The following is a 14,326-nucleotide window of genomic DNA, read 5'->3' as shown; positions in this document are numbered from 1 at the left end:
AACCGTCCTATCGAGCAAGCAGGGGTGCCATGTACAAAACCATCGAACAGCAGGTGCGCCGGCACATCGCACCGCCTGAACTGCGCCAGGAGTTTCGCCAGCACGACTTCGAGCACCTCAAGTCGTTTTGCATACTGGTGTTTGCGGTCAGCCTTGGGATCTGGATTCTCTTCGACCTGATCGTCAGCTTTCAGGGCCACCAGGGCTTCACCTACCTCTCGGCGCTGTTCATTGCGGTGATGGGCATGCTCACCGTCATCCTGGGCTTTGTGCAAAAAGCCGCCCATTTCGATGTGCTCAACCTGATTTTCATCGCCGTGATCACCCTGGCCGTGCGCCTGGTGATCGACGGCCTGCCGCAAGAGCTACGCCCGGCCTGGATGGTGCTCGGCGCCTCCAGCCTGCTCTACAGCGTGTCGGTGTTGCCGGTGCGGCGCTGGTCGTTCTTTGCCACGATGCTGGTTATCTGGATCAACCTGAACCCTTACCAGGTGCCGGACGTGCACCTGTTCGAGCTGCGCGGCAGCCTGTTCTTGTGCTACGCGGTGTTTCTCAACGGCCTGACCCTGTACACCTACCTGAAGATGCGCCAGGCCAAGCTGCACAACTTCTACATGGCCAAGCTGCTGCTGGAGCAAGCCTACGTCGATGCCCTGACCGACATCCCCAACCGCCGCGCGTTCATGGCCACGGCGCAAAAGCGCTTGCAGGACGACTCGCCCGGCGCACGCTACCTGGCGATGCTCGACATCGACAACTTCAAGAAGGTCAACGACCAGTTCGGCCACGACATTGGTGATGTGGTGCTCAAGCGCATCGCCGGCAACATCAGGGCGTCAATGGCCGAGTTCGAGTACGCACGGCTGGGTGGCGAAGAGTTTGTGATCTATCTGTGGGGCCCGGACGAGGCCGACATCACCCAACGCGTCGACGCCCTGTGCCGGCGGGTGCGCGAAGACGTGGCCCAGCACCCGGTGACCGTCAGCATTGGCCTGGCGCAGATCCAGCGCCAAGACAGCCTGAACCACGCCCTGGTCAAGGCCGACGAGGCACTGTACGAAGCCAAGCGCAGCGGCAAGGACCGCTATGTGCTGTGGCAGGGCAAGCCCCTGTAACGGCTTGCACCAAGGCTGACAACGCCGATCACACAGGCCATGGCCTGTTAGAGCGGTGTTGTCAGCCTGGGTGCATGGCGGGAGTGCTTGTCGAGGCTGAAAACCGACGGTCAGAATTAGCTCAGGCCGCCAAAGCGCTTGTGGAAGCTTTCTGCGGCATCCGGCAGCGGTCCATCGGCCGTTTCCATGGCGCTTTCCAGCCATTGCTCGGCCGCCGTGACGATCAATCGATAGAGGTTGCGGCACAGCTGCCGGGCCGCGCGCCCTTCCCAATCCCCCGGCAGCAGTTCGTCAGGCAGTTGCGGGTCGCGCAGCAACAGCTTGCGGTACTCGTGAATCAACAGGATACGGGCCAGAAAACAGGCCTGGGGATCGAGCACAGGCTGCTCGCGCAGGCTCTGCCAGAGGGGGCGGAACAGCTGGATGAACTCGCTGTACTGCGCCGCCAGCGCCTCCAGGTTCCAGCTTTCGCGCACTTGCAGGCGCAATGCCTGCGAGGCCAGGACCTCTTCGGCGGTGGTCTGGAAGACGATGGTGTCGTCCTGGGCCCCCAGCTCCAGCAAGGTGGCATTGACGTCGCCGCGATCAAAGCGTGGCGAGGCCAGTAGCATCGGTGCCAGCGCAGCAAACCCCTGCCATTCGAGCTCTTCGCGAACCTGCTTGCGCTTGTCGGCGCTCAGTTGGCTGAGCATTGCCAGGCACCAGGAGCCATCCCAGGCCGGCAGGTTGGCGCTGTAGACACGCTTGAAGGCCTTGTCGAAACGTCGCCGGCCGGTACCGGTCAGGCTGTAGTAGCTGCGCCGGCCGACCTTTTCCGCGCTCAGCCAGTTTTCCTTGGTCAGGCGAAAGATCGAAGTCCGGATCAACCGCTCGTTGATCCCCATGGGTTCGAGCAACTGAATCAGGCTGCCCAGCCACACCGTGCCGCCATGGGGTTCGATGGCATCGCCGTACAGGGTAATGATCAACGAGCTGGCGCGGATGGGTGTCTGCTGCTGAAAACGGCTGATCAGGTGGTTGAGCGGTGTCAGCTGCGACATAGGCGGTCCATCGAAAAGTTGAAATATACCCCGGCGACCCAGGTGAGTGGAGAAAATTTAAGACACGCATTATCAACTTTATAGCTATATTTGCGTATCACATTAAACCTACCACTCACCTGCAGCCAAAGGCACACGCCATGCACTACCAGCACATCCTGTTTTCCATCGACGCCGGCATCGCCCAGCTCAGCCTCAACCGCCCCGCGCAACTGAACAGCTTCACCGGCCCCATGCACGAAGAAGTCCAGCAGGCGCTGGGCCAGGTTCGCCAGGATGACAGCGCGCGGGTGTTGCTGCTGCGCGCCGAAGGTCGTGGCTTCTGTGCCGGCCAGGACCTGGCCGACAGCAGCGTGGTGCCCGGCGCCGAGGCACCTGATCTGGGCCTGGCCATCGAGCGCTACTACAACCCGCTGGTGCGCAGCCTGCGCGACCTGCCGATCCCGGTCATCTGCGCGGTCAACGGTGTTGCCGCCGGGGCTGGCGCCAATATCGCACTGGCCTGCGACCTGGTCCTGGCCGCGCGTTCGGCAAACTTCATCCAGGCCTTTTGCAAGATCGGCCTGATCCCCGACTCCGGTGGCACCTATGCCCTGCCGCGCCTGGTCGGCATGGCCCGGGCCAAGGCCCTGGCCCTGCTTGGCGAGCGACTGAGCGCCGAACAAGCCGAACAGTGGGGGTTGATCTATCGCTGTGTCGAGGACAACGAACTGCATGACCAGGCCATGCTCCTGGCCCGCCACCTGGCCAATCAGCCCACCTACGGCCTGGGCCTGATCAAGCGCAGCCTGCACGCCAGCCTGGACAACAGCTTCGAGGAGCAACTGAGCCTTGAGCTCGACCTGCAACGCCAGGCCGGGCGCAGCGAGGATTACCGCGAGGGGATCAGCGCTTTCATGGCCAAGCGCAGCGCCCAGTTCAAGGGGCGCTGAAGCACGGTTGGGGAGCGGAGTGGCGCTTTCACGGGGCAAGCCCGCTCCTACCCTCCACCGATACGATACACGTATCTGTATTTGATATTTATTGATGTATCGCATATAAATATCTCCAGCCTCAAAGCCCCCTTCATAAAAGGCTGGAGAACCCCATGTACGCACAACTGGTTGAAACCGGCGTCAAGCGCCTCAAGACCGAAGATGAGATGTCTGCGCAAGAGCGCGACTTCCAGCAACGCATCGACGCCGAGATCAAGATCGAAGCCAAGAACTGGATGCCCGACGCCTACCGCCAGACCCTGATCCGGCAGATCTCGCAACACGCACACTCGGAAATCGTCGGCATGCTGCCCGAGGGCAACTGGGTCACCCGCGCCCCGACCCTCAAGCGCAAGCTGCAACTGATGGCCAAGATCCAGGACGAAGCCGGCCACGGCCTGTACCTGTACAGCGCCATGGAAACCCTGGGCGCCGACCGCGACAGCGAAATCGCCAAACTGCACAGCGGCAAGGCCAAGTACTCGAGCATCTTCAACTACCCGACCCTGACCTGGGCCGACGTCGGTGCGGTGGGCTGGCTGGTGGACGGCGCGGCGATCGTCAACCAGGTGGTGCTGCAACGCACCAGCTACGGCCCTTACTCGCGGGCGATGATCCGCATCTGCAAGGAAGAGAGTTTCCACCAGCGCCAGGGCTACGAAATGCTCCTGACCATGATGCGCCACGGTACCCAGGTGCAGAAGGACATGGTCCAGGACGCCATCAACCGCCTGTGGTGGCCATCCTTGATGATGTTCGGCCCAAGCGATGAACACTCGCCCAACAGCGCCCAGTCCATGGCCTGGAAAATCAAGCGCCAGAGCAACGACGAACTGCGCCAGCGCTTCATCGACCAGACCATCCCGCAACTCCAGGTGCTCGGTTGCAGTGTCCCTGACCCGGCCTTGCAGTGGAACGCCGAGCGCGGCCATTACGACTTCGGTGAGATCCAGTGGGAGGAGTTCTACCAGGTGCTCAAGGGCAACGGCCCGTGCAACCAGGAACGCGTCGCCACCCGCCGCCAGGCCATCGAGGACGGTGCCTGGGTACGCGCCGCCGCCGTCGCCCACGCGCGCAAAAAACACCTCAAGAACGTCGCCTGACCGGAGAACCCGTCATGTCCGAATGGACCCTTTACGAAGTGTTCGTGCGCAGCAAGCACGGCCTGAACCACAAGCATGTCGGTAGCGTCCACGCCGCCGACGCGACCATGGCGATCGAGAACGCCCGCGAGCTGTACACCCGGCGCAACGAAGGGGTCAGCCTCTGGGTCGTGCCCTCGGCGCTGATCATCGCCTCGTCCCCGGACGAAAAAGAGCCGCTGTTCGACCCGTCCCACGACAAAGTCTACCGCCACGCCAGCTTCTATGAGCTGCCGCCAGAAGTGGGGCATATGTAATGCACCAGCCACTGATCCCCTTCCTCTTGCGCCTGGGCGACAGCGCCATGGTCCAGGGCCAGCGCCTGTGCGAATGGTGTGGCCATGCGCCGGCGCTGGAAGAAGAACTGGCGCTGATGAACGTCGGCCTCGACCTGGTCGGCCAGGCCCGCAACTGGCTGGAATACGCCGCAGAGCTTGCCGATGACGGCCGCGATGCCGATCACCTGGTGTTTCGCCGCGACCAGCGCGACTACCGCAACCTGCTCTTGGTCGAGCAACCCAATGGCGATTTCGCCGTGACCATGCTCAAGCAATTTCTCTACGACGCCTGGCATTTCCAGGTACTGGAGCATCTGAGCCAGTCGCTTGACCCACGTATCCAGGGCATTGCCGCCAAGGCGCTGAAGGAAGTCACCTACCACCTGCGCCGCTCCAGCGAGTGGATCGAGCGCCTGGGCGATGGCACTGAAGAAAGCCACCAACGCATGCTTGCCGCCATCCCTCAGGTGTGGCGCTTCACCGTCGAACTGCTCGACAGCGACGCCCTTGAGCAAGGCCTGTTCGAGGCCGGCATCATCGGCGATCCACAAGCCATCGCCGCGGCCTGGCAGCAACAGGTCGCCGCCACCTTCGCCAGCGCCACCCTGCCCTTGCCGCCAGCGGCCAGCCCGTTCTACCTGGACAGCCGCCGCGGTGTGCACAGCGAACACCTGGGCCTGCTGCTGGCCGAAATGCAGTTCCTGCCGCGAGCCTACCCTGATGCCACTTGGTGAGCTGATTGTCAGCGATGGCGGCGCCCGGGATCTGCGCAGCGATGACCTGGGCCTGGCCTGGAACATCCTGGACCAGGTCATGGACCCGGAGGTACCGGTGCTCAGCGTCGTGGAGCTTGGGATCGTGCGTGACCTGAACTGGCACGCCGGCCACCTTCAGGTGGTGCTCACCCCCACCTACTCCGGCTGCCCGGCCACCGAGGTGATCGAGCAGGACATCTGCCAGGCCCTGGAAGCTGCAGGCTTTGTCAGCCCACGGCTCAAGCGTCAGCTGCATCCGGCCTGGACCACCGACTGGATCAGCGACAGCGGCCGCCAACGCCTGCAGGCCTATGGCATCGCCGCGCCGCAAGGCAGCGCCAGCAAGCGCAGCCTGCTCGGAGAAAGCCCGCAGGTGTGTTGCCCGCAGTGCGCCAGCAGCCACACCGAGCTGCTCAGCCAGTTCGGTTCCACCGCTTGCAAGGCGCTGTACCGCTGCTGCGACTGTCGTGAACCCTTCGACTATTTCAAATGCATCTGAGCGCCCTTTACCGCGCCTGATCGAGAGTGACCATGAGCCAGTTCCATAGCCTGACCGTCAAGCAAGTCCGCCCTGAAACCCGCGACGCCGTCTCGATCCTGTTCGAGGTGCCGGTTGACCTGCGCGATCAGTTTCGCTTTGTCCAAGGCCAGTACCTGGTAATGCGCACGCACCTGGACGATGAAGAAGTACGCCGCTCCTATTCGATCTGCACCGGGGTCGACGATGACGAGTTGCGGGTGGCGGTCAAACGCGTTGCCGGTGGCCGCTTCTCGGCGTTTGCCAACGATGTTCTGGCGGCCGGTGACCGGCTCGAGGTCATGCCGCCGGCTGGCCGCTTCAATGTTCCGCTCGACCCGGCACGCCACGGCAACTACCTGGCAGTGGCGGCCGGCAGTGGTATCACGCCGATCCTGTCGATCATCAAGACCACCCTGGAGCACGAGCCGCACAGCCGCTTCACCCTGCTCTATGGCAACCGCGCCAGTACCTCGGCGCTGTTTCGCGAACAGCTTGAAGACCTGAAGAACCGCTACCTGCAGCGCCTCAACCTGATCTTTGTGTTCAGCCGTGAACAACAGGACATCGACCTGTACAACGGCCGCATCGATGGCGACAAATGCCAGCTGCTGTTCAGCCGCTGGGTGGACGCGCCGCGCCTGGAGGCCGCCTTTATCTGCGGGCCGCAGAGCATGACTGAGATGGTCCGCGACAGCCTCAAGGCCAATGGCCTTGCACCTGAGCGCATCCATTTCGAGCTGTTCGCCGCCGCCGGCAATCAACAGCGCCGCCAGCAACGCGAAGCCGCCCGGGAGCAAGACCTGCAAAGTAGCCAGGTCACCGTGATCAGCGATGGCCGGGCCCTGGCGTTCGACCTGCCGCGCAATACCCTGAGCGTACTGGACGCCGGCAACGCCATCGGCGCCGAACTGCCCTACTCGTGCAAGGCGGGGGTGTGTTCGACCTGCAAGTGCAAGGTCATCGAGGGCGAAGTGGAAATGGACAGCAACCATGCCCTGGAAGACTACGAAGTGGCCGCCGGCTACGTGTTGTCGTGCCAGAGCTATCCGCTGAGCGCCAAGGTGGTGCTGGACTTCGACCAGTTGTAAAGGCAGCGCTTCCTGCCGTCAGCCTCGCGGCAACCTGATCTTGAACTGCGCCCCGCCCAGCGCCGACTGCCCCACCGTCAGCGTGCCGCCCTGGCCTTCGATGGCCCGGCGGCTGATCGCAAGGCCCAGGCCGAAGCCGCCCGTGGTGCGGTCGCGGCTGCGGTCCAGGCGGTAGAACGGCTGGAAGATCAGTTCGCGCTGGTCGTGGGGAATGCCGATGCCGTCGTCTTCCACGGTGAGCAGGCAGTGGCCCTGGGGGTCCAGGCTCAAGCGCAGGAGGATCTGCCCATCGCAGTAGCGCATGGCATTGCGCACCAGGTTCTGCAAGGCCCGGGCGGTCAGCCGGGGGTCGAGGATAAAGCGCGGCAGGTGCTCGTCGGCGCGCACCTGCCATTCAATACCGTGGCCATCAAGCTCCTCGGCAAAGCTGCCAAGGATACTGTCGACCAGCTCCAGCAATGACACCTCGACCCGCTCGCGGGCCTGATCGGCATTCTGCAGACGGCTGTAGGACAACAGTTCAAGCACCAGTTCGTCCAGCTCGCGCACATGGCCAACCAGTTGCAGCAAGCGCTTGCGGCAGTCTGGCGGCACTTCGTCGAACAGCAGCACCAGGCCAAAATCCAGGCGCGTCAGCGGCGTGCGCAACTCGTGGGACACGGCATTGAGCAGTTCACGCTGCTGAGTCAGCAGGCGCTCGACGTCCTGGGCCATGGTATCGAAGACCTGGGCCAGTTCGCCGATGTTCGAGCGCGGCGGTATTTGCGTGCGCTCCGACAACTGCCCCTGGCCCAGGCGCCGGGCGGTTTCCTTGAGCCGCTCAAGATCTCGCCAGTGCGGCCAGACCCAGAACAGCAGGCAGCCGAGCAAGGCCGCACCAATCAATACCGTCACCCCCCAGGACAACAGGCTGATGTCCATCGGGTCAGGCGGGGTGGTCAGCGCCACCAGCCAGGTGTCGTCCAGCGGCGCCAATGCGGTTTCGTAGTAGCCCCAGTCGCCCAGGCGCACCACGTTCAGACCGGCCTTGAGGCGATCACGTTCTTCATAACTCAGGCCGATCTGGTCCTGGCGGCGCAACTCGATGTGCAGCGGGGCAAACTCCGCCGCCAGTTCATTGGCCTTGGCCGGCCATTCACTGGGCGGCAGCGCTTCGAACTGCTTGACGATCAGCCGTTGCACGCCCCGCGCCTGGTCCAGGTTGTAGGCGACAAAGCGCTGGTGGAACGCCGCGACAATGGCATCGGGGATCAGGAAGATCGCCCCGGCGTAGGCGACGATGGTGATCAGGTACAAACGGATGAGGATCTTCAGCATGAGCCGCTAGAACTCCCACTCAACCCGGCTGAACAGGTAACCCTTGCCCCACACGGTCTTGATCTTGCGCGCCTCGCCTGCGCTGTCGTCGAACTTGCGCCGCAACTTGGAGATGGCCACATCCACCGAGCGGTCGGTGCCGTTGAACTCGATGCCGCGCAGTTGCTGCAGGATCCGGTCGCGGCTGAGCACCACCCCGGCGTTGCGCGCCAGCACCACCAGCAGGTTGAACTCGCCGCTGGACAGCTCCACCGGTTGTTCGCGCCAGAACACGTTGCGCTCGGCCAGATCGATGCGCAGGCCGCCGACCACGATCAGCTCGCTGTCAAGGCGCGGCTCGTTGATGCAACTGCGGCGCAGCAAGGTACGCACCCGGGCCAGCAGCACCCGTGGCTCACAGGGTTTGGTCACGTAGTCGTCGGCGCCCATCTCCAGGCCCAGCACCTGGTCGTGGCTGTCGTCGCGTGCGGTCAGCATCAGGATCGGCAGGGCCTGGGATTCGGCACGCAACAAGCGGCACACCTGCAAGCCATCGAGGCCCGGCAGCATCAGGTCGAGGATCACCAGGTCCGGCTTGCTGCGCCGGGCTTCGGCCATCACGTGATCGCCACGGGCAATCACGCTGACGCAGAAGTCATTGCGTTGCAGGTAGCTTGCGATCAGTTCGGACAGGGCGCAGTCGTCTTCGACCAGGAGAATGTTGGGCATGGGCAGTTTGACAGGCTGGGAAAGTCAGGCAGGATATAAGAGCTCACGCATTGGCTGGGAAAAGCTTCACACTTTTTTACACATGGCCTACACAGCTTAACTGTTGCCCGTCGGTCGCCTGCCTTAGCATTGCCGGGTCATTTTCGGAAGATCCGCATGTCCAGTTCAAGTCCCGCCCGTCTGCGCGCCCTGCTGCCGCTGTTTCTGATCACCTTTGCCCTGAGTGCCTGCGACGATAAATCGCCGGCCGAAGAGAAGGCTCCGCCGAGCGCAGTGCGGGTCGAGACCGTGCGCGTGCAGCCGCTGGCGATCACCACCGAACTCAATGGCCGCATCCTCGCCCCGCGCACCGCCGAGGTACGCGCGAGGGTCGCCGGCGTGGTGCTCAAGCGGGTGTACCGTGAAGGCAGCGACGTCAAACAGGGTGATGTGCTGTTTCGCATCGACCCGGCGCCGTTCCAGGCCGACTATGACAGTGCCCGCGCAAGCCTGGCCCGCGCCGAAGCCACGCTGTTCCAGGCCCGTCTGCAAGACCAGCGCTACCGCGAGCTGATCGGCATCAATGCGATCAGCCGCCAGGAGCATGACAACGCCCGTGCCGCCTTTCTGCAAGCTGACGCCGATGTAGCCGCAGCCAAGGCTGCGCTCGAGCGTGCCAAGCTCAACCTCGGCTACGCCACCGTCACTGCGCCGATTTCCGGGCGCATCGGCCGTGCCCTGGTCACCGAAGGCGCCCTGGTGGGGCAGAACGAAAGCACGCCGCTGGCAACCATCCAGCAGCTCGACCCGATCCACGCCGACGTCACCCAGTCGACCCGCGAGCTCAATGCCCTGCGCCGCGCCTTGCGCGCCGGCGAGTTGCAACAGGTCGGCCAGGACCAGGCCAGCGCCACCCTGATCCAGGATGACGGCACGCCTTACCCACTGCCGGGCAAACTGCTGTTCTCGGACATCAGCGTTGACCCCAGCACCGGGCAGATCACCCTGCGCAGCGAATTCCCCAACCCGGACCTTGACCTGTTGCCGGGCAGTTTCATCCGCGTGCGCCTGGAGCAGGCGGTCAAGCAGCAAGGCATCAGCGTGCCGCAACGGGCCATCGTGCGTGACAGCGCCGGTAACCCGAAGGTCATGCTGGTGGATGCCGAGCAGCGTGTCAGCGAACGCACGGTAGTGCTGGGTAGCGTTCAGAACGACCGCTGGATCGTCAGCCAGGGCCTTGCTCCCGGCGACCGGGTAGTGGTCGAAGGCCTGCAGCACATCAGCCCAGGCGACCAGGTAGAGGTCGACAATGCGGGCAAGAGCGCCCTCCCCATCGTTCAGTCCACCGGCCAGTGAGGGCCTGATTCATGCCGCAATTTTTCATTGACCGCCCGATCTTCGCTTGGGTGGTCGCCTTGTTCATCCTGCTTGCCGGCGCCCTGGCCATCCCGCAACTGCCGGTGGCCCAGTACCCCGACGTAGCGCCGCCGCAGGTGGAAATCTACGCCGTGTACCCGGGCGCCTCGGCGCAGACCATCGACGACAGCGTGGTCAGCCTGATCGAGGAAGAGCTCAACGGTGCCGACAACCTACTCTACTTCAGCTCGCAGAGCAGCCTGGGCAGCGCCACCGTCACCGCCACCTTCGAGCCGGGCACCAACCCGGACCTGGCCCAGGTCGATGTGCAGAACCGCCTGAAAGTGGTCGAGTCGCGCCTGCCGCGCCCGGTCACCCAGCAAGGCCTGCAGGTGGAGAAAGTCTCCACCGGCTTCCTGCTGATGGTAACCCTCACCGCCATGGACGGCAGCCTCGACGAAGTCACCCTGAGCGATTTTCTCGCCCGTAACGTGATGAACGAGATCCGCCGCCTCAAGGGTGTCGGCAAGGCGCAGTTGTATGGCTCGGAACGGGCCATGCGCATCTGGATCGACCCGGCCAAGCTGATCGGTTTCAACCTCACCCCGGATGACGTCAACGAGGCCATTGCTGCGCAGAACGCCCAGGTGGCGCCGGGCAGCATCGGCGATCTGCCGGGCACCGGCAGCCAGGAAATCACCGCCAACGTAGTGATCAAGGGCCAGCTCAGCACCGTCCAGGAGTTCCAGGACATCGTCCTGCGCGCCAACCCCGATGGCTCGACCGTGACCGTCGGCGATGTCGCCCGGGTCGAGATCGGCAGCCAGGAATACCAGTACGGCACGCGCCTCAACGGCAAGCCCACCAGTGCCTTCAGCGTCCAGCTGTCGCCCGGTGCCAATGCCATGGAGACCGCGACCCTGGTCCAGGCCAAGCTCAACGAGCTGTCGCGCTACCTGCCGCCGGGCGCCAAGTTCGACATCCCCTACGACACCTCGCCGTTCGTCAAGGTCTCGATCCAGCAGGTGATCACCACCCTGCTCGAAGCCATGGCCCTGGTGTTCGCGGTGATGTTCCTGTTCCTGCAGAACATCCGCTACACCCTGATCCCGACCCTGGTGGTGCCGGTGGCGCTGATGGGCACCTTCGCAGTGATGCTGTCGCTGGGTTTCTCGGTCAACGTGCTGACCCTGTTCGGCATGGTCCTGGCCATCGGCATCCTGGTCGATGACGCCATCGTCGTGGTCGAGAACGTCGAGCGGATCATGAGCGAGGAAGGCCTGGAGCCGCGAGAGGCGACGAAAAAGGCCATGAGCCAGATCAGCGGCGCAATCGTCGGCATCACCGTGGTGCTGGTCGCGGTGTTCCTGCCGATGGCCTTCATGCAAGGCTCGGTGGGGGTGATCTACCAGCAGTTCTCGGTGTCGATGGCGGTGTCGATCCTGTTCTCGGCGTTCCTCGCCCTGAGCTTGACCCCGGCCCTCTGCGCGACCTTGCTCAAGCCGATCGCCCAGGGCTCGCACCAAGAAAAAGCCGGTTTCTTTGGCTGGTTCAACCGCCGCTTCGAAAGCCTGACCAATGGATACCAGCGCTGGGTGATCCAGGCGCTCAAGCGCAGCGGTCGCTACTTGCTGGTCTACGTGGTGCTGGTGGCCGGGCTGGTATACGGCTTCAGCCAACTGCCCTCCTCGTTCCTGCCCACCGAAGACCAGGGCTACACCATTACCGACATCCAGTTGCCGCCAGGGGCCAGCCGCGCCCGCACCGAACAAGTGGCGGCGCAGATCGAGGCGCATAACGCCAGCGAACCCGGCGTGGGCAACAGCACCCTGATTCTTGGCTTCAGCTTCTCCGGCAACGGCCAGAACGCAGCCTTGGCCTTCACCACCCTCAAGGACTGGTCCGAGCGCGGTAGCGATGACAGTGCACAGTCAATTGCCGACCGTGCCAACGCCGCCTTCAGCCAGCTCAAGGACGCCATTGCCTATTCGATTCTGCCACCACCGGTGGATGGCCTGGGCACCTCCAGCGGCTTCGAGTTCCGCCTGCAGGACCGTGGCGGTCTGGGCCATGCCGGGCTGATGGCCGCGCGTGACCAGTTGCTGGCCGCTGCCGAAAAGAGCCCGGTGCTGGTCAACGTGCGCGAAAGCGCCCTGGCCGAAAGCCCGCAGGTGCAGTTGGAAGTCGACCGCAAACAGGCCAACGCCCTGGGCGTGTCGTTTGCCGATATCGGCAATGTGCTCAATACCGCCGTGGGCTCCAACTACGTCAACGACTTCCCCAACCAGGGGCGTATGCAACGGGTGGTGGTACAAGCCGAAGGCGATCAGCGCAGCCAGGTTGACGACCTGCTGAAGATCCACGTGCGCAACAGCAGCGGCAAGATGGTGCCCCTGTCGGCGTTCGTCCAGGCCAAGTGGATCAGCGGCCCCGTGCAACTGACCCGCTACAACGGCTACCCGGCCATTGCCGTGTCGGGCGAGCCGGCGCCGGGCTACAGCTCCGGTGAGGCGATGAACGAAGTCCAGCGCCTGGTCGACCAGTTGCCACTGGGAATGGGCCTGGAATGGACCGGCCTGTCGCTGCAGGAGCGCCTGTCCGGCGCCCAGGCACCGATCCTCATGGGCCTCTCGCTGCTGGTGGTGTTCCTTTGCCTGGCGGCGTTGTATGAGAGCTGGTCGATCCCGACCTCGGTGCTGCTGGTGGTGCCACTGGGCGTGCTCGGCGCGGTGATTGCGGTGAGCCTGCGCGGCATGCCCAACGATGTGTTCTTCAAGGTCGGCCTGATCACCCTGATCGGTCTGTCGGCGAAGAACGCCATCCTGATCATCGAGTTCGCCAAGAGCCTGGTCGATGAAGGCCATGACCTGGTCGATGCTACCGTCCAGGCCGCGCGCCTGCGCTTGCGTCCGATCGTCATGACCTCGCTGGCGTTCATCCTCGGCGTGGTGCCACTGGCCATTGCCAGCGGCGCCAGTTCCGCCAGCCAGCAGGCAATCGGCACCGGGGTGATTGGCGGCATGCTCAGCGCTACCCTGGCGGTGGTGTTCGTACCGGTGTTCTTCGTCGTGGTGATGCGCCTGACCGGCAAGCGCCGGGCCAAGGCCCAGGCCTCTGCGCCGGTCGCCAGCGACAGCTGATCTGGACAGACCGCGGTGTGCATGGGAAGGTGATCGGCTGATACCGCCAGGACCCTGCCCATGCCCGCCGCCTCCGCCCCTTGCTCCATCCTCATCCTCGCCGGCGGTCGCGGCCAGCGCATGGGCGGCCAGGACAAAGGCCTGCTCGACTGGCAGGGCCAGCCGCTGGTTGCCCACATCCACGCCGTGGTGCGCCCGCTGAGCGACGACCTGATCATTTCCTGCAACCGCAACCAGGACCGTTACCGGCCCTATGCCGATCAACTGGTGGGTGATGCCGAAGCGGACTTTCCCGGGCCGCTGGCCGGGGTATTGGCCGCTCTTGCGGTGGCGCGGCATGACTGGCTGCTGGTGCTGGCCTGCGATGCGCCGTTGATCGACCAGGCACTGATCCTTGAGCTGATGAACCTGGCCAATGACCGGCAGGAGCCGGCGATGGTCCGCCAGGGCGGTTACTGGCAGCCGATGTTCAGCCTGATTCCCTGTACCCTGCGCGCTGACTTTCAGCAGGCCTGGGATGAAGGCGACAGAGGCGTGCAACGGACCTTGCGCAAACACCCGGTGCGGGCGCTGGAGTGTGCCGAGGGGGATCGGCGTTTGAGCAATTTCAATACCCCGGATCTGCTGCAACCCTGAGGGCCTCATCGCGGGCTCCCACCGGATGCATGTGCACCGAAACCTGTGGGAGCTGGCCTTGCCAGCGATCGAGCGCGTAGCGATCGCAATCCAGACAACACCTGATGTGCTGACTCTACCGGCCTCATCGCGGTATAGGTACCTGCACATCTCTCGATTGGGCGACGGCGCAAAAGCACAGGACTTGGGATGGGGTGATGCCTACCAGGTGTACGCCGCAAGGCTTGTAGCGCCCTTGAGATCGAGCGCCGCCCTCGCGGCGCATCGCCGGCAAGGCC

13 protein-coding genes are annotated in these 14,326 nt (G+C 64.0%); 10 read left to right on the top strand and 3 right to left on the bottom strand.

The genetic code is table 11. The features are described from left to right. Positions 1-29 precede the first annotated feature (29 nt). Positions 30-1,115, top strand: a complete 1,086-nt coding sequence (locus M5G17_RS02910) for a GGDEF domain-containing protein (RefSeq protein ID WP_273891509.1) — start codon at positions 30-32, stop codon at positions 1,113-1,115. A gap of 116 nt (positions 1,116-1,231) precedes the next feature. Here the strand turns inward: M5G17_RS02910 and paaX are convergent, their stop codons facing one another. Beyond that, positions 1,232-2,155: a phenylacetic acid degradation operon negative regulatory protein PaaX gene (paaX, locus tag M5G17_RS02905; RefSeq protein WP_273891508.1), complete on the bottom strand. Its 924-nt coding sequence runs from the start codon at positions 2,153-2,155 to the stop codon at positions 1,232-1,234. Between the two features lie 140 nt (positions 2,156-2,295). On the opposite strand from paaX, the gene paaG reads away from it, so the two are divergent. The 6 genes from paaG (at position 2,296) to paaE (ending at position 6,912) form a co-directional block, all read left to right on the top strand. Beyond that, positions 2,296-3,087 carry a 2-(1,2-epoxy-1,2-dihydrophenyl)acetyl-CoA isomerase PaaG gene (gene paaG, locus M5G17_RS02900; protein WP_273891507.1) on the top strand — a complete coding sequence of 264 codons (792 nt, stop codon included), beginning with the start codon at positions 2,296-2,298 and terminating at the stop codon, positions 3,085-3,087. 155 nt (positions 3,088-3,242) lie between these two features. Continuing rightward, on the top strand, positions 3,243-4,232 hold the full coding sequence (gene paaA / locus M5G17_RS02895) for a 1,2-phenylacetyl-CoA epoxidase subunit PaaA (protein WP_273891506.1): 990 nt from the start codon (positions 3,243-3,245) through the stop codon (positions 4,230-4,232). A 14-nt stretch (positions 4,233-4,246) separates the two neighbouring features. Beyond that, on the top strand, positions 4,247-4,528 hold the full coding sequence (paaB, locus tag M5G17_RS02890; protein ID WP_130264500.1) for a 1,2-phenylacetyl-CoA epoxidase subunit PaaB: 282 nt from the start codon (positions 4,247-4,249) through the stop codon (positions 4,526-4,528). Then, entirely contained in the window at positions 4,528-5,283 is a 756-nt protein-coding gene (gene paaC, locus M5G17_RS02885) for a 1,2-phenylacetyl-CoA epoxidase subunit PaaC (RefSeq protein ID WP_273891505.1), read from the top strand. The genes paaB and paaC overlap by 1 nt, the downstream gene beginning before the upstream one ends. Continuing rightward, positions 5,270-5,803, top strand: a complete 534-nt coding sequence (gene paaD, locus M5G17_RS02880) for a 1,2-phenylacetyl-CoA epoxidase subunit PaaD (RefSeq protein WP_273891504.1) — start codon at positions 5,270-5,272, stop codon at positions 5,801-5,803. Before paaC ends, paaD begins: the two co-directional genes overlap by 14 nt. Positions 5,804-5,835: 32 nt before the next feature. Next, a complete protein-coding gene (gene paaE, locus M5G17_RS02875) occupies positions 5,836-6,912 on the top strand; it encodes a 1,2-phenylacetyl-CoA epoxidase subunit PaaE (RefSeq protein ID WP_273891503.1) in 1,077 nt (358 codons plus the stop codon). A gap of 18 nt (positions 6,913-6,930) precedes the next feature. Here the strand turns inward: paaE and M5G17_RS02870 are convergent, their stop codons facing one another. Both M5G17_RS02870 and M5G17_RS02865 read right to left on the bottom strand, forming a co-directional pair. Further along, positions 6,931-8,229 carry an ATP-binding protein gene (locus M5G17_RS02870; protein WP_273891502.1) on the bottom strand — a complete coding sequence of 433 codons (1,299 nt, stop codon included), beginning with the start codon at positions 8,227-8,229 and terminating at the stop codon, positions 6,931-6,933. Positions 8,230-8,235: 6 nt separating this feature from the next. Continuing rightward, positions 8,236-8,937 carry a response regulator gene (locus M5G17_RS02865; protein WP_130264495.1) on the bottom strand — a complete coding sequence of 234 codons (702 nt, stop codon included), beginning with the start codon at positions 8,935-8,937 and terminating at the stop codon, positions 8,236-8,238. A gap of 156 nt (positions 8,938-9,093) precedes the next feature. Between M5G17_RS02865 and M5G17_RS02860 the strand changes: the two genes are divergently transcribed. The 3 genes from M5G17_RS02860 to mobA are packed head-to-tail and all read left to right on the top strand — an operon-like array spanning position 9,094 to position 14,048. Beyond that, the gene (locus tag M5G17_RS02860; protein WP_273891501.1) at positions 9,094-10,272 is read left to right on the top strand and encodes an efflux RND transporter periplasmic adaptor subunit; all 1,179 of its coding nucleotides are present in this window, start codon (positions 9,094-9,096) and stop codon (positions 10,270-10,272) included. Between the two features lie 11 nt (positions 10,273-10,283). After that, positions 10,284-13,412, top strand: a complete 3,129-nt coding sequence (locus tag M5G17_RS02855) for an efflux RND transporter permease subunit (RefSeq protein ID WP_273891500.1) — start codon at positions 10,284-10,286, stop codon at positions 13,410-13,412. 60 nt (positions 13,413-13,472) lie between these two features. Continuing rightward, positions 13,473-14,048 carry a molybdenum cofactor guanylyltransferase MobA gene (gene mobA, locus M5G17_RS02850; protein ID WP_273891499.1) on the top strand — a complete coding sequence of 192 codons (576 nt, stop codon included), beginning with the start codon at positions 13,473-13,475 and terminating at the stop codon, positions 14,046-14,048. Positions 14,049-14,326 lie beyond the last annotated feature (278 nt).

It is taken from the genome of Pseudomonas rubra (assembly GCF_028656935.1).
Classification (GTDB): Bacteria; Pseudomonadota; Gammaproteobacteria; order Pseudomonadales; family Pseudomonadaceae; genus Aquipseudomonas; species Aquipseudomonas rubra.
Note: the sequence above shows the minus strand (reverse complement) of the source record. Positions and strands in the feature narration are given on the sequence as shown.

Bases quoted from the DNA above. Each gene is read 5' to 3' on its own strand.
- M5G17_RS02910 (WP_273891509.1), top strand. From the start codon at position 30: ATGTACAAAACCATCGAACAGCAGGTGCGCCGGCACATCGCACCGCCT.
- paaX (WP_273891508.1), bottom strand. From the start codon at position 2,155: ATGTCGCAGCTGACACCGCTCAACCACCTGATCAGCCGTTTTCAGCAG.
- paaG (WP_273891507.1), top strand. From the start codon at position 2,296: ATGCACTACCAGCACATCCTGTTTTCCATCGACGCCGGCATCGCCCAG.
- paaA (WP_273891506.1), top strand. From the start codon at position 3,243: ATGTACGCACAACTGGTTGAAACCGGCGTCAAGCGCCTCAAGACCGAA.
- paaB (WP_130264500.1), top strand. From the start codon at position 4,247: ATGTCCGAATGGACCCTTTACGAAGTGTTCGTGCGCAGCAAGCACGGC.
- paaC (WP_273891505.1), top strand. From the start codon at position 4,528: ATGCACCAGCCACTGATCCCCTTCCTCTTGCGCCTGGGCGACAGCGCC.
- paaD (WP_273891504.1), top strand. From the start codon at position 5,270: ATGCCACTTGGTGAGCTGATTGTCAGCGATGGCGGCGCCCGGGATCTG.
- paaE (WP_273891503.1), top strand. From the start codon at position 5,836: ATGAGCCAGTTCCATAGCCTGACCGTCAAGCAAGTCCGCCCTGAAACC.
- M5G17_RS02870 (WP_273891502.1), bottom strand. From the start codon at position 8,229: ATGCTGAAGATCCTCATCCGTTTGTACCTGATCACCATCGTCGCCTAC.
- M5G17_RS02865 (WP_130264495.1), bottom strand. From the start codon at position 8,937: ATGCCCAACATTCTCCTGGTCGAAGACGACTGCGCCCTGTCCGAACTG.
- M5G17_RS02860 (WP_273891501.1), top strand. From the start codon at position 9,094: ATGTCCAGTTCAAGTCCCGCCCGTCTGCGCGCCCTGCTGCCGCTGTTT.
- M5G17_RS02855 (WP_273891500.1), top strand. From the start codon at position 10,284: ATGCCGCAATTTTTCATTGACCGCCCGATCTTCGCTTGGGTGGTCGCC.
- mobA (WP_273891499.1), top strand. From the start codon at position 13,473: ATGCCCGCCGCCTCCGCCCCTTGCTCCATCCTCATCCTCGCCGGCGGT.